This window comes from Corallococcus terminator, from assembly GCF_049194865.1.
Taxonomy (GTDB): domain Bacteria; phylum Myxococcota; class Myxococcia; order Myxococcales; family Myxococcaceae; genus Myxococcus; species Myxococcus terminator_A.
In genome coordinates, this window is sequence record NZ_JBLZWL010000109.1 from 213,634 (window position 1) to 228,266 (window position 14,633).

At 70.0% G+C, this 14,633-nt stretch carries 13 protein-coding genes; 9 read left to right on the forward strand and 4 right to left on the reverse strand.

Annotated elements, in window-relative coordinates; translation table 11 throughout:
* Positions 1-45: 45 nt before the first annotated feature.
* Positions 46-1,488, reverse strand: coding sequence for an ELWxxDGT repeat protein (locus tag ACN469_RS33560; RefSeq protein WP_498774680.1), 1,443 nt, complete (start codon positions 1,486-1,488; stop codon positions 46-48).
* Between the two features lie 235 nt (positions 1,489-1,723).
* On the opposite strand from ACN469_RS33560, the gene ACN469_RS33565 reads away from it, so the two are divergent.
* The 3 genes from ACN469_RS33565 (at position 1,724) to ACN469_RS33575 (ending at position 4,310) form a co-directional block, all read left to right on the forward strand.
* Entirely contained in the window at positions 1,724-3,142 is a 1,419-nt protein-coding gene (locus tag ACN469_RS33565) for a galactose oxidase-like domain-containing protein (RefSeq protein ID WP_498774682.1), read from the forward strand.
* A gap of 22 nt (positions 3,143-3,164) precedes the next feature.
* Complete coding sequence (locus ACN469_RS33570; protein WP_498774684.1) at positions 3,165-3,866, forward strand: TFIIB-type zinc ribbon-containing protein; 702 nt, start codon at positions 3,165-3,167, stop codon at positions 3,864-3,866.
* A gap of 84 nt (positions 3,867-3,950) precedes the next feature.
* Positions 3,951-4,310: a PilZ domain-containing protein gene (locus ACN469_RS33575; RefSeq protein ID WP_498774782.1), complete on the forward strand. Its 360-nt coding sequence runs from the start codon at positions 3,951-3,953 to the stop codon at positions 4,308-4,310.
* 39 nt (positions 4,311-4,349) lie between these two features.
* Here ACN469_RS33575 and ACN469_RS33580 read toward each other — a convergent pair whose 3' ends face one another.
* Entirely contained in the window at positions 4,350-5,003 is a 654-nt protein-coding gene (locus ACN469_RS33580; protein ID WP_498774686.1) for a TetR/AcrR family transcriptional regulator, read from the reverse strand.
* Positions 5,003-6,115 (reverse strand): saccharopine dehydrogenase family protein, encoded by a 1,113-nt coding sequence (locus ACN469_RS33585; protein WP_498774688.1) that lies wholly within the window; start codon positions 6,113-6,115, stop codon positions 5,003-5,005. Before ACN469_RS33585 ends, ACN469_RS33580 begins: the two co-directional genes overlap by 1 nt.
* A 346-nt stretch (positions 6,116-6,461) precedes the next feature.
* On the opposite strand from ACN469_RS33585, the gene ACN469_RS33590 reads away from it, so the two are divergent.
* From ACN469_RS33590 to ACN469_RS33615, 6 genes are all read left to right on the forward strand, one after another.
* Positions 6,462-7,307: an urease accessory protein UreD gene (locus ACN469_RS33590; RefSeq protein ID WP_498774690.1), complete on the forward strand. Its 846-nt coding sequence runs from the start codon at positions 6,462-6,464 to the stop codon at positions 7,305-7,307.
* Positions 7,308-7,394: 87 nt separating this feature from the next.
* Positions 7,395-8,165, forward strand: a complete 771-nt coding sequence (gene ureA / locus ACN469_RS33595) for an urease subunit gamma (RefSeq protein ID WP_498774692.1) — start codon at positions 7,395-7,397, stop codon at positions 8,163-8,165.
* Complete coding sequence (gene ureC, locus ACN469_RS33600; RefSeq protein WP_498774694.1) at positions 8,162-9,877, forward strand: urease subunit alpha; 1,716 nt, start codon at positions 8,162-8,164, stop codon at positions 9,875-9,877. The genes ureA and ureC overlap by 4 nt, the downstream gene beginning before the upstream one ends.
* 16 nt (positions 9,878-9,893) lie before the next feature.
* The gene (locus ACN469_RS33605) at positions 9,894-10,556 is read left to right on the forward strand and encodes an urease accessory protein UreF (RefSeq protein ID WP_498774696.1); all 663 of its coding nucleotides are present in this window, start codon (positions 9,894-9,896) and stop codon (positions 10,554-10,556) included.
* Between the two features lie 12 nt (positions 10,557-10,568).
* Positions 10,569-11,306: an urease accessory protein UreG gene (gene ureG / locus ACN469_RS33610; RefSeq protein WP_498774698.1), complete on the forward strand. Its 738-nt coding sequence runs from the start codon at positions 10,569-10,571 to the stop codon at positions 11,304-11,306.
* Positions 11,307-11,394: 88 nt separating this feature from the next.
* On the forward strand, positions 11,395-11,988 hold the full coding sequence (locus tag ACN469_RS33615; protein ID WP_498774700.1) for an imm11 family protein: 594 nt from the start codon (positions 11,395-11,397) through the stop codon (positions 11,986-11,988).
* Positions 11,989-12,001: 13 nt separating this feature from the next.
* On the opposite strand, the gene ACN469_RS33620 is transcribed toward ACN469_RS33615, so the two are convergent.
* Positions 12,002-14,452, reverse strand: a complete 2,451-nt coding sequence (locus ACN469_RS33620; protein WP_498774702.1) for an ABC transporter permease — start codon at positions 14,450-14,452, stop codon at positions 12,002-12,004.
* Positions 14,453-14,633 lie beyond the last annotated feature (181 nt).

Here is a 14,633-nt window from a genome sequence, read left to right on the forward strand (position 1 = left end):
GTCCCGGCGCCGATGTGCCCGCGCGCGACGTCAGGACCCGCTGGCTCAGGGAGGACACCCCCCGTCCGGCCGGATGAGCAGGGAGTACAGCCGCCGGACCCCACCGTCGTCCTCGGCGGTGAAGAACGCATGGTCCTGGGAGCGCATGAAGTTCCTCGGGTTGGAGGAGCGGGGCCCGGGCGCGATTTCCGTCAGGGACACCGTGGAGAGGCGCACGCCGTTGCCCACCCATGGCTCCGCACCCCGGTTGCGAATGGACGCGCCGAAGAAGAGCAGGTCCTCGACGGTCGTCAGGTCGCTCGGGGACGAGCTGCCCGCGCCGGCCTCCAGGTCGCCGAACAGGCGCGTGCGTGGCTCCGTGCCATCGCTGTCCCAGGGCTCCACGCCATGAATCCCGTCATCCGCGGCGAAGAAGAGCCGGTTCTCCAGCACCGCGAAGTGCTCGGGATACGAGCCCTCGGGCCCCGGGCGGATGTCCTCCAGCAGCGTGGTGCCGGCCATGGTGCCGTCGCTGCGCCACAGCTCCATGTCCTCGGCCACCCTGTGCGGCGAGGCGCTGAACAGCAACCTCCCGCCCACCGCCGCCAGCTCTCCCAACATCCCGAAGTGGCCCAGCATCTCCGGAGTCGCGCCCGCCTCCGTCACCATCAACGTCCCGCTCCGTCCGTGGGAGCCGCCGCCGCCATGCATGCCGCCCTCGACGAAGAACAGCTTGCGGCCCACGGGCGTCAGCGGACTCGGGAAGCCCTGGTCGCTCGGCGTGCGGAACACCTCCACCGCACCGGCGCCACCCTCCGTGCGCATCAACAACGTGAAGGTGCTTCGCTCCGACCGGAGGAAATACAGCGCGCCATCTCCCCCTTGGGTGAGCTGGTACGGGGACGAGTCCTCGGGCCCCCCCTCCATGTCCGCCACCAGGACCGTGCCCGCGGCCGTGCCGTCGCTGCGCCATAGCTCCCGTCCATTCACCGGGTCTCCCGCCGCGAAGTAGAGCAGCCCCTTGAACGCGAACAGCTCGGCCGGGAACGACCCCACCGCGCCGGGCCAGATGTCCTTCACGCGCCGGGTGCCGTCCGGGGTGCCGTCACTCACGAACAGCTCGCGTCCCGCCACCGGGTCCGTGGCGGCGAAGAACACCTGCGTCCCCACCCGCGTGAACCACCGGGGGTCGGAGCTCTCCGCTCCGGGAACGAGCTCCTTCAAGAGTCGGGTGCCCGCTCCCGGCACGCCGTTGCTCACCCAGGGCTCGCGACCTCGCACGCCGTCGTCCGCGCTGAACACCATGCCCGCGGGACTGGAGGCCATGGGCGGTGAGTACGGTGTCTCCTCTATCGCCGTGACCACCAACGACACGGCGGTCCGCGAGCAAGCCTCCCAGGTGCTCATGAGCGGGGATGAGGACTTCCCCTCCGGCTCCGACGAGCCCGGAGCAGAGGAACAACCCGCGAGCAGACACACCACCCCCAGCAAACAACGCCTGTACTTCATCGGGACCTCTCCTCCATCCGCGCGTGTCGACCGAGGGTGCCCGAAGTGGCCACCGACGCCGAGACCTCAGCGCGAGCGTGAGACGAAGCCAATTCGAGACACGAGACAACAGCCCTCCGGTGGGAGGGGCCCGTCACCCAATCGGCAATGACCACGACGAGCGAACGGCTGGGCAGTTCCCGTTGCGGGCCTACGTTCTGCCTCCGCGTTCGACAAGCATCCACCCGGAGAGCTCATGAAGCCCCGCCGCGTCTCCCTCTCACCATCCCCGCATGGGGTCTGGCTCCTCGGTCTCGTGCTGCTGACGTCTTCAGCCCGCGCGCAGTCCCCCAACCAGGTCGGTCGCTGGTCCAGTGTCATGAACTGGCCCATCACCGCCACCCACCTCAGTCTGCTTCCCGACGGCAAAGTGATGTTCTTCGGCGAGTTCGAGGAAGGAAATCTGCCGCCCATGCGCTGGGACCCCACCACCCAGGCGCTCTCCACGGTCACCCTCCCCGGCTACAACATCTTCTGCGCGGGCCACTCCTTCCTCTCGAACGGGAAGCTGCTCGTCACCGGGGGACACGTCGCGACCCACGTGGGGCTCGACGACGCGAGCCTCTTCGACTTCGCCACCAACACCTGGACGCGCCTGCCGGACATGAACGCTCCGCGCTGGTACCCCACCAACACGACGCTCGCCAACGGAGACGTGGTGGTGACCTCTGGAGAAATCGCCGGGCCCGGCGACATCAACGAAATCCCCCAGCGCTTCATCGCGGGCACCAACACCTGGCGGACGCTGACCGGCGCGCAGAAGAACTTCCCCTACTACCCGAAGATGTTCCTCGCGCCCGACGGGCGGCTCTTCTACGCGGGCTCCCTGCGCCTCTCTCTCTGGCTGGACCCCACTGGCAACGGCGCCTGGACCAACGGACCCCAGAGCCTCTTCGGCGGCCGGAACTACGGCCCCGCCGTGTACATGGACGGCAAGGTGCTCATCATGGGTGGCAGCGAGCCGCCCACCGCCACCGTGGAGCAGATAGACCTCACCGCCGCGAATCCCACCTGGCAGTACCGGACCTCGATGAGCATCCGCCGACGCCAGCACAACGCGGTGCTGCTGCCGGACGGCACCGTGCTCGTCCTGGGTGGCAGCAGCGGTCCCGGCTTCGACTCGGCCGACTTTCCCGTCTACCACGCGGAGGTCTTCAACCCCGCCACCAACACCTGGACCTCGCTGGCGAGCAACGTCCGCTATCGCGGCTATCACTCCACCGCCCTGCTCCTGCCGGACGGACGCGTGCTGTCCGCGGGAGGACGGCTGGAGCGCACCGCCGAAATCTACTCCCCGCCCTACCTCTTCAAGGGCCCGCGCCCCGTCGTCACCGCGGCGCCGACGACGGGCCTGCCGGCGAGCACCATCACCATCACCACGCCCGACGCGGCCAGCATCGCCCGCGTGTCCCTCATCGCGCTCAGCTCCGTGACTCACACCTTCGACATGAACCAGCGGCTGCTCACGCTCGCCTTCACGCGCGACGCGGGCAGCCTCACCGCCACCATGCCCGCCAACCGCAACCTCGCGCCGCCCGGCTACTACCAGCTCTTCATCGTCAACGACGCGGGCGTGCCCTCGTTCGGCCGGCGGCTGCGCATCCCTCCTCCCTGATTCGTGGAAGAATGCACACCGCATGAAGAGCGACTGCCCCATCTGCCCACAACCTGCCCCCACGCTGCGCGTCATCGACCTGCGCGGTGTCTCGGTCGACACCTGCACCCGCTGTCACGGCCACTGGCTGGACGCGGGCGAGCTGGAGCGGCTGGCTCCAGGTTGGAAGACGGAGGCCCTCCAGGCGGCCCTGCCCACGGCGACCCGGCGCTGCCGTCACTCGCGACACCATGTCCCGGCGACACATGAGCAGTGCGGGCTGTGCGGCGCGCCCGCGGCGCGTTGTCCGTCCTGCGCGAAGTTCCTCTCCCAGGTCCGCACGGAGGTGTGCGCGGTGGACCTGTGTGGGAGCTGCCATGGCCTCTGGCTGGACGCGAATGAGCTCAAGGCGTTGATCGACTGGCACCAGCGCGCGAAGCGTCCGCTCGCGGTGGGCGCGGCGGTGGTGGGCACGGCTGCTGCTGCGGCGGCGGCGGTGGCGGCGCTGTCCCAGGTGACCGCGGGCAGCCCCGAGCGCTCCCGGGCCGCCGAGGTCCTGACGGCCTCACTGGAGGGGGCGGGCGACGCGGCGGACGTGGTGGAGGTCGGCGAGATGCTGGGCGTCACGGTGGAGGCGGCCAGCGAGGGCCTGGGCTCCGCCGCCGAGGCGGCCGTGGAGGGGGCGACCGTGGTGAGAGAGGCGATGGGTGGGTTGCTGGAGGTGGTGGCGGGGTTGTTCCATTGACCCACCTGCACACGGCGCCCGAATCCCCTATGCTCGTGACAGGCCCGTGAGACCCGCCGGATTGTGACGGGGGGAGTGCCGATGATGAGCCAAGTGAGCACGAAGAGCATTCCGGCGGATGACCGTCGTCTGTTTCCCCGTCTCCAGGCGCCGCTGTATGCGCGCCCGGCGCGGCTGAAATTCGGCGACAAGCGGCAGGTGTTGGACGCGAGCCTGGGAGGCGTGCGCATCTACTCCGACGAGCTGTATGCCGAGGGCACCCAGCTCGAGGTGGACCTGTATCTGGGAGACGGCTCCACGCTGGAATGTCGCGCGCGCGTGGCGTGGCTGCGCAAGCTGGAGAAGGACGCGGTGGCCCGCTACGAAGTAGGCCTCGCGTTCACGGACGTCTCCGCGGAGGCGCTGGAGCGCCTCAAGTCGGTGCTCGTCGTCGAAGAAGACTGAAAGCCCCCGGGCTTCTCGCGTCGAACGGCCACGGACGGCTCACGGCCGTCCGGTGAACTCGTCCCACAGGGCGCGCAGCTCCTGCTCCAGTCCGGGCACGGAGGAGGCGCGCAGGCTGCCTCCGCCGCGAAAGAGCGAGAGCCCCTCGAAGAAGGCCACCAGCAGCGCCGCGCGTCGCTCCCGTCTCGCGGGGGTGAGGTCGGGCGACAGCTCTCGCAACAGCTCCACCACGCCCTCGCGATAGCCGGCGTAGAAGACGCCCAGCGCGTCCGCCACCATGACGTCCCGCGCGGCCAGGGCCCACAGCTCCGCGAAGAGCTGGAAGTGCCGAGGGGACTCCTGGTCCTCCAGCAAGGCATCCAGCGCGTGCCGCAGTCGCTTCGCCGGCTCCTGTCCTCCGCCGTCCATGCGCTCGCGCACCCGACGGATGGCGGTCTCCAGGTAGCGGGCGAGCAGCGCGCGCACCACGTCCTGCTTCGTGGGGAAGTAGTACTGGAGATTGCCCAGGCTCAGCCCCGCGCGTTGAGCCACGCCGCGCAGGCTCAGCCCCGCGTAGCCGTCCTCCACCAGCACGTCCATGGCGGCGTCCAGGATGCGCTCCACGCGCTCGTGGCCCTTGGCGTGGACGGCGGTGCCCGCTCGCGGCTTCGCGGAGGGGAGCTTCCCAGGGGACTTGCTCGCGCGTGGTGACATCAGGCCGCCTTCCTCGTCGGCACCTCGGAGGACGCTACCTCTACCTCATCGAGCCGCACGGTGACGCCGCAGGCGCGCAGCGTGGCCAGCAGCGCCTCGGGCCGGGGCTCGTGCTCGGGGAACCACACGCCGGCGGACGGTGGCGGCGCGCCATCCAGGCCCAACAGTCGCTCGACGCCGAGCAGCGCGCCCACGGCCGTCAGGTGCGCCTGGCCCTTCGGGTCCACCACCTCGATGCGGGTGCGGCCGTGCTCGCCCTCCAGGTCGGCCACCCACGCGGCCTCGCCTCCAGTGCCACTGGTCGCCAGCAGCGCCCGGCGAAGCGGCGTCAGTCGGGGATGCTGGAGCAGGCGCAGGATGCCGAGCCGCTGGAGCACCACGAGCGACCACGTCGCCGAGCCCGAGTCGAACCCCAGCCGCGTCGCCACGCCGCGCGCGCCCAGCACCATGGGCAGCGTCGCCTGCTCGGGCGTGTCGAGCCGGAACACCCGCGTGCTCCGTCCGTCCGAGAACGTCACCAGTCGCCCGTCCGTCAGGGGCAACACCTGGCGCTCCTGTCCCCGCTCCGTCACGTCGAAGGACAGCCCCAACCGGTCCATGTACTCCAGGGAGTCCGGCCCCGCCTCGTCCGCGAGCGCGAAGCGGATGCCCACGTCCACGTGCTCCAGCCGTCCCAGGCGTCGCGCGGCCATCGCCACCAGCCGAGGCACCAGCCCCGCCATCCACGCCGAGCCCAGCATCACCGGCCCGCGAGGAGGCGTGCCCGACAGCCGCAACATCGCGGCCCTCACCCGCGACGTCCACCGGGTGATGTCCAGCACCGGGACGCCGTCGCGCGCCGTGGACATCAGCAGGTGGTCCTCGGGGTCATTGACCAGCGACACCACGGCCCGAGGCTTCACGCCAAGCACCGCCAGCGGTGACGGGGCACGGATATCCAGCGCCACGCCCTCGGCGTTCCCGAGCTCGGCGGCCAGCTCGCGCGCGGGCTCCAGCCTCCGTCCGGCGATGACGAGCGGCAACCCGGGATGACGCTCCCTCAACAAGCGGGCGAGCCGGACACCCACCACGCCGTAGCCCCCCACCAGCACGACACTTCCCTCGGACGCCATGACGACTCCCCTACGGGCGGACACGGGACGTCCGTGCCTCGATGAGGACAATATAGGTCACTTGACCTAATTTTCACGACAATCGCCCGGGACGCCCTGGTAGGAGCACGGAGGGTCTCGAAGTTCGACGTGCCCGCGCCACGACGCCCGTGCCCGCGCGGGTCATGCGCGTCACGTTCCCCACCCTCCAGGGACCCTCGCAAGTGGAGCTGGACAGGGTGCGGTTGCGCGACGCCACGGCGCACCCGCTGTTCCCCTCTTCTCCACCGTTTTCGAGCGCGCGCTGTCGCAGCACCTCGCGCGGCCGGGCGTTGTGCTCCGGCCGTGTTTGGCCCAGGCTGACCGCGTGAGCCGGGCCCCGCTGACACCCCTTTCCGAGACACCTCGCCGCGCGGGCTTCGCCCACCTCGCCTTCGAGCGCTCCGGCCCCCGCACCGTGGTGCGCACCGCGCTGGCGCACAGCCCGCTACGACTGCTCACCCCGCGCAACCACGGCCACGCCGCGTGGGCCTACACCAGCTCGTTCGGCGGCGGCCTCGTGGATGGAGACCACCTCTCGCTCCAGGTGGACGTGGCGCCCGGTGCCACCGCGTGGCTGTCCTCGCAGGGCGCCAACCGCGTCTACCGCTCGCCCTCCGGCTGTCGCAGCGACGTGTCGGCCCGCTTGAGTGAGGACGCGCTGCTCGCCTGGGTGCCGGACCCCACCGCGTGTTTCACCGGCGCGCGCTACAACCAGACCCTCGACTTCCGGCTCGCGCCTGGCGCGTCGCTCGTCCTCGCGGACCTCATCACCTCCGGACGCAGCGCCAGCGGTGAGCGCTGGGCCTTCTCGCACTACGCCTCCACCCTGCGCGTCCACGTGGGCGAGCGCGCCCTCGTCGACGAGCGCTGGCTGCTGGACCCTTCACACGGCACGCTCCCGGAGCGCCTGGGCCGCTTCGAGGCCATGGCCACCCTCCTCCTCGTCGGCCCCGCGCTGGCCACCGCGCGCGCGGCGCTGCACGCTCGAATCACCGCGCTGCCCGTCACCTCGCGCGCCTCCCTCGTCCCTTCCTCCAGTCCGCTGGGCACCCAGGGCTTGCTGGTGCGCGCCGCCGCCGTGTCCGTGGAGGAGCTGGTGCGCACCACCCGGGACTGGCTCTCCTTCCTCCCCGCGCTGCTCGGGGACGACCCCTGGGCCCGTCGAGTCTGAGCCCCCTCCCTGGCGACGCCCGACACCTTGCACTACTGTTGACGCGTCAAGTCATGGCGCCTTCGGGCGCGGCTGGGAGTTGGTCTCGTGCACCTGTCCCCTCGCGACGTCGACAAGCTGTTGCTGCATCAGGCGGGCGTCCTGGCCCAGAAGCGGCTCGCCCGAGGGGTGAGGCTGAGCTACCCGGAGGCCGTCGCCCTCATCGCCACGCAGTTGCTGGAGTTCATCCGTGACGGCCGGAGCGTGGCGGAGCTGATGGACCTGGGGCGGCGCTTCCTGGGACGCGCGCAGGTGATGGAGGGCGTGCCGGAGATGCTCGCGGAGGTGCAGGTGGAGGGCACCTTCCCGGACGGCTCCAAGCTGGTGACGGTGCACCACCCGGTGGTGGCCGAGCACGGCGACCTGGAGCTGGCGCTGTACGGCAGCTTCCTCCCGGTGCCCTCGTTGGAGCGCTTCAGCGAGCAGGTGTCCACGGGGGATGGAGTGCCCGGCGAGGTGCGCGTGAAGCCCGGCGACATCGAGCTCAACGCGGGGCGCGACACCCTCTCCCTCACAGTGACGCACCTGGGAGACCGTCCCATCCAGGTGGGCAGCCACTACCCCTTCTTCGAGACGAACCGCGCGCTCGCCTTCGACCGCGAGAAGGCCTACGGCCGGCGCCTGGACATTCCCGCGGGCACGGCCGTCCGCTTCGAGCCGGGTGAGCGCAAGACGGTGCAGCTGGTGGCCATCGCGGGTGAGCAGGTGGTGCGCGGCGGCAACGCGCTGGGCAGCGGCAAGGTGTCCGCCGAGAATCGCGAGCGCGGAATGGAAGCGGTCCGTGCGCGAGGCTTCGGCCATGAGGGGGAGCGCGAATGAGTCGGAAGATGGACCGGCGCCACTACGCGGACATGTTCGGGCCCACCACCGGGGACAGAGTCCGGCTGGGCGACACGGGGCTGTGGGCCGAGGTGGAGCGCGACGCCACCGTCTACGGTGACGAGTGCAAGTTCGGCGGAGGCAAGGTGCTGCGCGAGGGCATGGGCCAGCGCGCGGGGGCCGGCGACGCGGACGCGCTGGACGTCGTCCTCACCAACGCGCTCATCCTCGACTGGACGGGCATCTACAAGGCGGACATCGGAATCAAGGCGGGCCGCATCGTCGGCATCGGCAAGGCGGGCAACCCGGACATCATGGCCGGGGTGACGCCGGGCATGGTGGTGGGAGTCACCACGGAGGCCATCTCCGCGGAGGGGCACCTCGTCACGGCGGGCGGGCTGGACACGCACATCCACTTCATCTGCCCGCAGCAGGCGGACGAGGCGCTCGCCAGCGGCATCACCACCTGGGTGGGCGGAGGCACGGGCCCCGCGACGGGAACAAAAGCCACGACGTGCACGCCGGGCATCTGGAACCTGCAGCGGATGCTCCAGGCCACGGACACGATTCCGCTCAACATCGGCCTCACGGGCAAGGGCAACACGTCCATGCCGGAGGGCCTGCTCGACCAGATTCGCGCGGGCGCCATCGGCCTGAAGCTGCACGAAGACTGGGGCACCACGCCGGCCGCCATCGACACGTGCCTCACCGTGGCCGAGGACGAAGACGTCCAGGTCACCATCCACACGGACACGCTCAACGAGTCGGGCTACGTGGATGACTCGCTCGCGGCAATCAAGGGCCGCACCATCCACACGTACCACTCCGAGGGCGCGGGTGGAGGCCATGCGCCGGACATCATCCGCGTGTGCGGCGTGGACAACGTGCTGCCCTCGTCCACCAACCCCACGCGGCCGTACACGGTGAACACGCTGGACGAGCACCTCGACATGCTCATGGTCTGCCATCACCTGGACCGGGAGATTCCCGAGGACGTCGCCTTCGCGGAGAGCCGCATCCGGGGCGAGACGATTGCCGCCGAGGACATCCTTCATGACCTGGGCGCCATCAGCATCATGTCCTCGGACAGCCAGGCCATGGGGCGCGTGGGTGAGGTCATCTGTCGCACGTGGCAGACGGCGCACAAGATGCGCGAGCAGCGGGGGCGGCTGAGCCAGGAAGCGGGCGACAACGACAACCTGCGCATCCGACGGTACGTGGCGAAGTACACCATCAACCCGGCCATCGCCCATGGGCTGTCCCACGAGGTGGGCTCGGTGGAAGTGGGGAAGCTGGCGGACCTGGTGCTGTGGCGGCCAGCCTTCTTCGGCATCCGTCCGGAGCTCGTCATCAAGGGCGGCTTCATCGCCTGGGGACAGATGGGTGACGCCAACGCCTCGATTCCGACGCCGCAGCCGTACCTGATGCGGCCCATGTTCGGAGCGCGAGGACGCGCGCTCGGGGCCACCAGCGTGGTGTTCGTCTCGCCGCGTGCGCTGGCGGAGGGGACGACGCGCGAGCTGGGGTTGATGAAGCGGGTGGTCGCGGTGAAGCGGTGTCGAGGCTTGAGCAAGCGGGACATGCGGCTCAACGACGCGCTGCCGGTCATCACGGTGGACCCGGAGACGTACGAGGTGCGCGCGGATGGAGAGCTGTTGCGGTGTGAGGCCGCGGTGAAGCTGCCGCTGGCGCAGCGCTACTCGCTGTTCTGACCGGGGACCTCGCGCCATGGGCTCGTCCTGGAAGGTGCTTCAGCTCGCGGACTCGGGGTTTCCCACGGGGGGCTTCGCGCACTCGGGGGGACTGGAGGCGGCGGTGCAGGCGGGCGAGGTGCGGGGGGCGCCGGAGCTGCGCCGCTTCGCGCGCGAGCTGCTGTGGCAGGCGGGGCATGGAGCGCTGCCGTTGTTGAGCGCGGCGCATCGCGAGCCGTCGCGGTTGCCGGAGCTGGACGCGCGCGCGGAGGCGTTCCTCACCAGCCACGTGGCGCACCGGGCGAGCCGCACGCAGGGCCGCGCGTTCCTGGACACGTGCGCGCGCATCTTCCCGGGGCCGGTGGGGCCGCTGCGCGAGGCAGCGCGGGCAGCGGGGCTGGGCTTCCACCACGCGCCGGTGTTCGGGGCGGTGTTGAACGTGCTGGAGGTGGAGCTGGCGGAGGCGCAGCGGCTGCATCTGTCGCTGACGTTGAGGGGCACGCTGTCGGCGGCGGTGCGGCTGGGCATCATCGGCACGCACGAGTCGCACCAGCTCCAGCACCAGGCGACGGCGTTGTTGGACACGGTGTGGGAGCGCTGCGCGGGGCTGGGGTTGGAGGAGCTGGCGCAGCCCTCGCCGCTGTTGGACTTGCTGGGTTCCACGCACGACCGGCTCTATTCGAGACTCTTCCTGTCCTGAGGTGAAGCGCACATGCACGACGATGACCACCGCGGCCATGGCCATGACGACGAGCACGACCACACGCATGAGGAGTGGGACCATCCGGGCCACTTCGAGGAGCGGGAGGAGCCGAAGAAGCGCGACTACCAGTCCCGGGCCTTCACCATCGGCATCGGCGGGCCGGTGGGGAGCGGGAAGACTGCGCTGGTGCTGGCGCTGTGCCGCAGGCTGCGCGAGCGCTACCGGCTGGGCGTGGTGACGAACGACATCTTCACCAAGGAGGACGCGGAGTTCCTGGTCCGCAACCACGCGCTGTCGCCGGAGCGAATCAAGGCGGTGGAGACAGGAGGCTGTCCGCACGCGGCGATTCGCGAGGACATCAGCCACAACCTGCTGGCGCTGGAGCAGTTGATGGAGGAGCTGACGCCGGAGCTGCTGATTGTGGAGAGCGGCGGAGACAACCTGGCGGCGCAGTACAGCCGGGAGCTGGCGGACTACACGGTGTACGTCATCGACGTGGCGGGTGGCGACAAGGTGCCGCGCAAGGGTGGGCCGGGAATCACACAGTCGGACCTGCTCATCATCAACAAGACGGACCTGGCGCCGCACGTGGGCGCGGACCTGGGAGTGATGGAGCGCGACGCGAAGAAGATGCGCGGCAGCGGTCCCTTCGTCTTCACCCAGGTGACCAAGGATGTGGGCCTGGACGAGGTCGTCGAGCACCTGCTCACCGCGTGGAAGCAGCGCACCGGCGCCCGCGGTTCCTGACCCGGCGGTTGACGACGCGGTGAGGACGCTCGCTGGAGCGTCCGACCGCAACCGCCAGGTCACCCTGACTGAATGACGGAAGGACCTCATGCCAAAGCGGTTCTTCAAACTGACCGATGATGTGTACCTCGCCGGCCGGTGGGAGCTGGGGCATCCGCTCGACCAGGAGGGCCAGAAGCTCGAAGACCCGTGGCGATTCAGGAGCGGTCATCCAGCGGAAGCGACCGAGCACATCCAGGTTCCCATCAAGATCCCAGGCAAGCCGCTCGACTATTCCCACGCGGCATTCAGCATCCCCATCGTCCATGCAAAAGCGGCGTCCCTCTTCGCCACATTGGCACCCAACGACCTGCAGCTTGTCCCGGTGGGGCTCGACGCCCCAGAGCAACACTTCATCCTCAACGCCACTCGACTGGTGAAGTGCATCGACGATTCGGCGAGCGAAGAGGTGCGGTACTGGACTCCGGAGGATGGGTTGCCCGAGAAGGTGGGCACATACGCCTCCGTGGCCGGGATGCGAATCGACCCGACACAGGTGGGAAACGCCAAGGTCTTCCGCACCTGGGGTTGGACGGTAGCCTTGGTTGTCTCCGACGAAGTCAAGGAAGCCCTGGAGCGAGCAGGCATCACCGGTGCGAAGTTCACGGACGTGACCGCGCCCTACTCAGTGACTGGCCACTGATCTCCGCGCGCGGTCACTCGGCCCGTAAGGCGACCAGTGGAGAGACCCTTGTCGCCCGTCGCGCCGGCAGGTAGCAGGCCAGCAGCGCGCAGAACGTCAGCAGCAACGACACCGCGACGAAGGTCCACGGGTCCGTCGCGGTGATGCCGTACAGCCAGTGCTCCAGCACATTCGTGAGCACGAGAGAGCCCACCAACCCCAGGGCCACGCCCAAGCAGGTGCGTCGAATCCCCTGCCGCAACACCAGCCACAACACATCCGACGCCTGCGCGCCCAGCGCCGCCCTCACGCCGAACTCGTGCGTGCGCTGCGCCACCGTGTACGCCATCACGCCGCCCAGTCCGAGCAGCGTCAGTACCAGCGCCACCACCGCGAACGTGCCCAGCAGCAACGTCACGAAGCGCTGCGGCACCAGTGCCTCCTCGATGAAGCCCTCCACTGTCCGCGCCCCCGCGACTGGCACCCCGGCGTCAAGCGCACGCACCTCCGCGCGGACCGTGGCCAGGAGTGACAGCGGCTCGCTCGACGTCCGCAGGAACACCGTCAGCGCGTTGAGTGGGAACTGGGCGTGGGGGACATACACCTCGGGCTCCGGCAGTGCGCCGAGCCCCTGGTGCCTCACGTCCCGCACCACGCCGACAAGCTCCTTCGGCGCCTCGCCACCCCACCCCAGCTTCAGCCGACGCCCCAGCGGGGCCTGTCCGTCCAGGTATCGCCGCACGAACGCTTCATTCACCATCACCACCGCGGGCCCCGTCCGGTCATCGCCCACTGCGAAGTCCCGACCCGCGACCCGGCCGATGCCCAGGGTGCGGAAGTAGTCGAGCCCCACGAAGCGCAGCCGTGCCTCGTCCTTGCGCACGGGAGTTCCTTCCACCTGCACGCTGGTGCCGTTGTTCAGCCCGCTCAACGGGAGTCCCTCGGCGGTGCTCACGGAGAGGACTCCGGGCATCCCGCGCAGCCGGTCCACCAGCCGCGCATAGAAGTCCGTCACGCTCGCCGAGCGCATCGGATAGCGGGACACAGGCAGGTCCAGGCTCACCGCCAGCACGCCGCGCGTCTCGAACCCCGGGTCCACATGCGTGAGCCGCACCAGGCTGTTCACCAGCAGGGCGGCGCCCACGAGCAACACCAGCGCGAGCGCCGTCTGCGCCACCACCAGCGCACCGCGCAGTCGCACCGCCGAGCGCCCACCCGTGGTGCCCCGCGCCGCGTCCTTCAGCGCCTCGCGAAGCCCAGGCTCCGTGCCACTCAGCGCGGGCACCAGTCCACATGCGAGCGCCGTGAGCAGCGAGAGCAACACCGCGAAGCCCAGGGCGACGGCGTCCACGCTCACCTCGTCGAGCCGAGGCACCTCCGCCGGAGCGAACGCCTGAATCACATCCACGCCCCACACGGCGAGCAACAGGCCCAGCGCTCCGCCCAGGAAGGACAACACCAGGCTCTCCGTCAGCATCCACTGCACCACACGAGCGCGGCTCGCTCCCAGCGCGAGCCTCACCGCTACCTCGCGCCGTCGCACCGTGGCGCGAGCCAGCAGCAGATTCGCCACGTTGACGCAGCCGATGAGCAGCACACAGGCCACTGCGCCGAACAACAGCAACAGCACCGGCCGGATGGGCCCCACCAGTCGCTCCAGCCCGGAGACGACCTCGACTCCCGTGAACGTGCCGCTGTCCGGATGTGCCCGCTCGAGTTCCTTCGCGAGCGCGCTCAGCTCCTGCCGAGCTGTCTCCACGGAGACGCCCTGCTTCAGCCGACCCAGGGCCGCGTCGTAGCGCATGTAGCCACGGCTGGAGGGAATGGTGCCGCCGTACACGCTGGGCTCCGCGTCCACCGCCACGCTCACCCACAGGTCCGCGGGCTCGTGCAGCAACGGGAACCTGAAGCCCTCGGGCAACACACCGACGATGGTGAAGGGCAGGTCATCCAGCCGCACCACACGCCCCAACACGCCCGAGTCTCCCGCACCCGCGCCAGGGAAGTGCTTTCGCCAGAACGCGTGGCTCAACACCACGGGCCGCGCGCCCTCGGGCCCGCCCCCCAGGCGGTCCTCCTCGGGAAGGAAGGTGCGACCCAGCAGAGGCGACGTGCCCAGCAACGGAAACAAATCCGAGGAAGCGATGACCCCGGTGACGCGCGTGGCCTCGCCGTCGCCGCTCACCGTGAAGCGGGTGGACGTGTAGACAGCGAGCCGCTCGAAGGACGTGCTGCCGGAACGCCAGTCGAGCAGGTTCGGATACGCGACACCGCCCAGCTCGCCCGGCTTCGCCTGCTGCACGACGACCAATCGCTCCGGTTCCGAGTGCGGCAGCGGGTTGAGCAGCACGGCGTTGAGCACGGAGAAGAGGCTCACGTTCGCGCCGATGCCCAGCGCCAGCACCGCCACGGCCACCAGCGTGAAGCCAGGAGCGCGCCGCAGCCCCCGCACGGCATATCGAAGGTCCTGCCAGACTGCCGTCATGACGTGCGCTCCGTTCCGGGGATGCCTCTCCCGGCATGGAATAAGCGTGCCACGGAGCGGCCCCCAGGTGGCACTCCAGCGGGCTCCAGGAGCGCGTCACTTCTGGGACAAGCCAATCCCACCCGTGGAACACGACGCGGGTTCGCGCGGGCCCAGTCGAAGCGTTGGGATGAGACCACTT

Excerpts from the sequence above, each read along its gene's own strand:
- ACN469_RS33560 (WP_498774680.1), bottom strand. The coding sequence starts at position 1,488 with ATGAAGTACAGGCGTTGTTTGCTGGGGGTGGTGTGTCTGCTCGCGGGT.
- ACN469_RS33565 (WP_498774682.1), top strand. The coding sequence starts at position 1,724 with ATGAAGCCCCGCCGCGTCTCCCTCTCACCATCCCCGCATGGGGTCTGG.
- ACN469_RS33570 (WP_498774684.1), top strand. The coding sequence starts at position 3,165 with ATGAAGAGCGACTGCCCCATCTGCCCACAACCTGCCCCCACGCTGCGC.
- ACN469_RS33575 (WP_498774782.1), top strand. The coding sequence starts at position 3,951 with ATGAGCCAAGTGAGCACGAAGAGCATTCCGGCGGATGACCGTCGTCTG.
- ACN469_RS33580 (WP_498774686.1), bottom strand. The coding sequence starts at position 5,003 with ATGTCACCACGCGCGAGCAAGTCCCCTGGGAAGCTCCCCTCCGCGAAG.
- ACN469_RS33585 (WP_498774688.1), bottom strand. The coding sequence starts at position 6,115 with ATGGCGTCCGAGGGAAGTGTCGTGCTGGTGGGGGGCTACGGCGTGGTG.
- ureC (WP_498774694.1), top strand. The coding sequence starts at position 8,162 with ATGAGTCGGAAGATGGACCGGCGCCACTACGCGGACATGTTCGGGCCC.
- ACN469_RS33605 (WP_498774696.1), top strand. The coding sequence starts at position 9,894 with ATGGGCTCGTCCTGGAAGGTGCTTCAGCTCGCGGACTCGGGGTTTCCC.
- ureG (WP_498774698.1), top strand. The coding sequence starts at position 10,569 with ATGCACGACGATGACCACCGCGGCCATGGCCATGACGACGAGCACGAC.
- ACN469_RS33615 (WP_498774700.1), top strand. The coding sequence starts at position 11,395 with ATGCCAAAGCGGTTCTTCAAACTGACCGATGATGTGTACCTCGCCGGC.
- ACN469_RS33620 (WP_498774702.1), bottom strand. The coding sequence starts at position 14,452 with ATGACGGCAGTCTGGCAGGACCTTCGATATGCCGTGCGGGGGCTGCGG.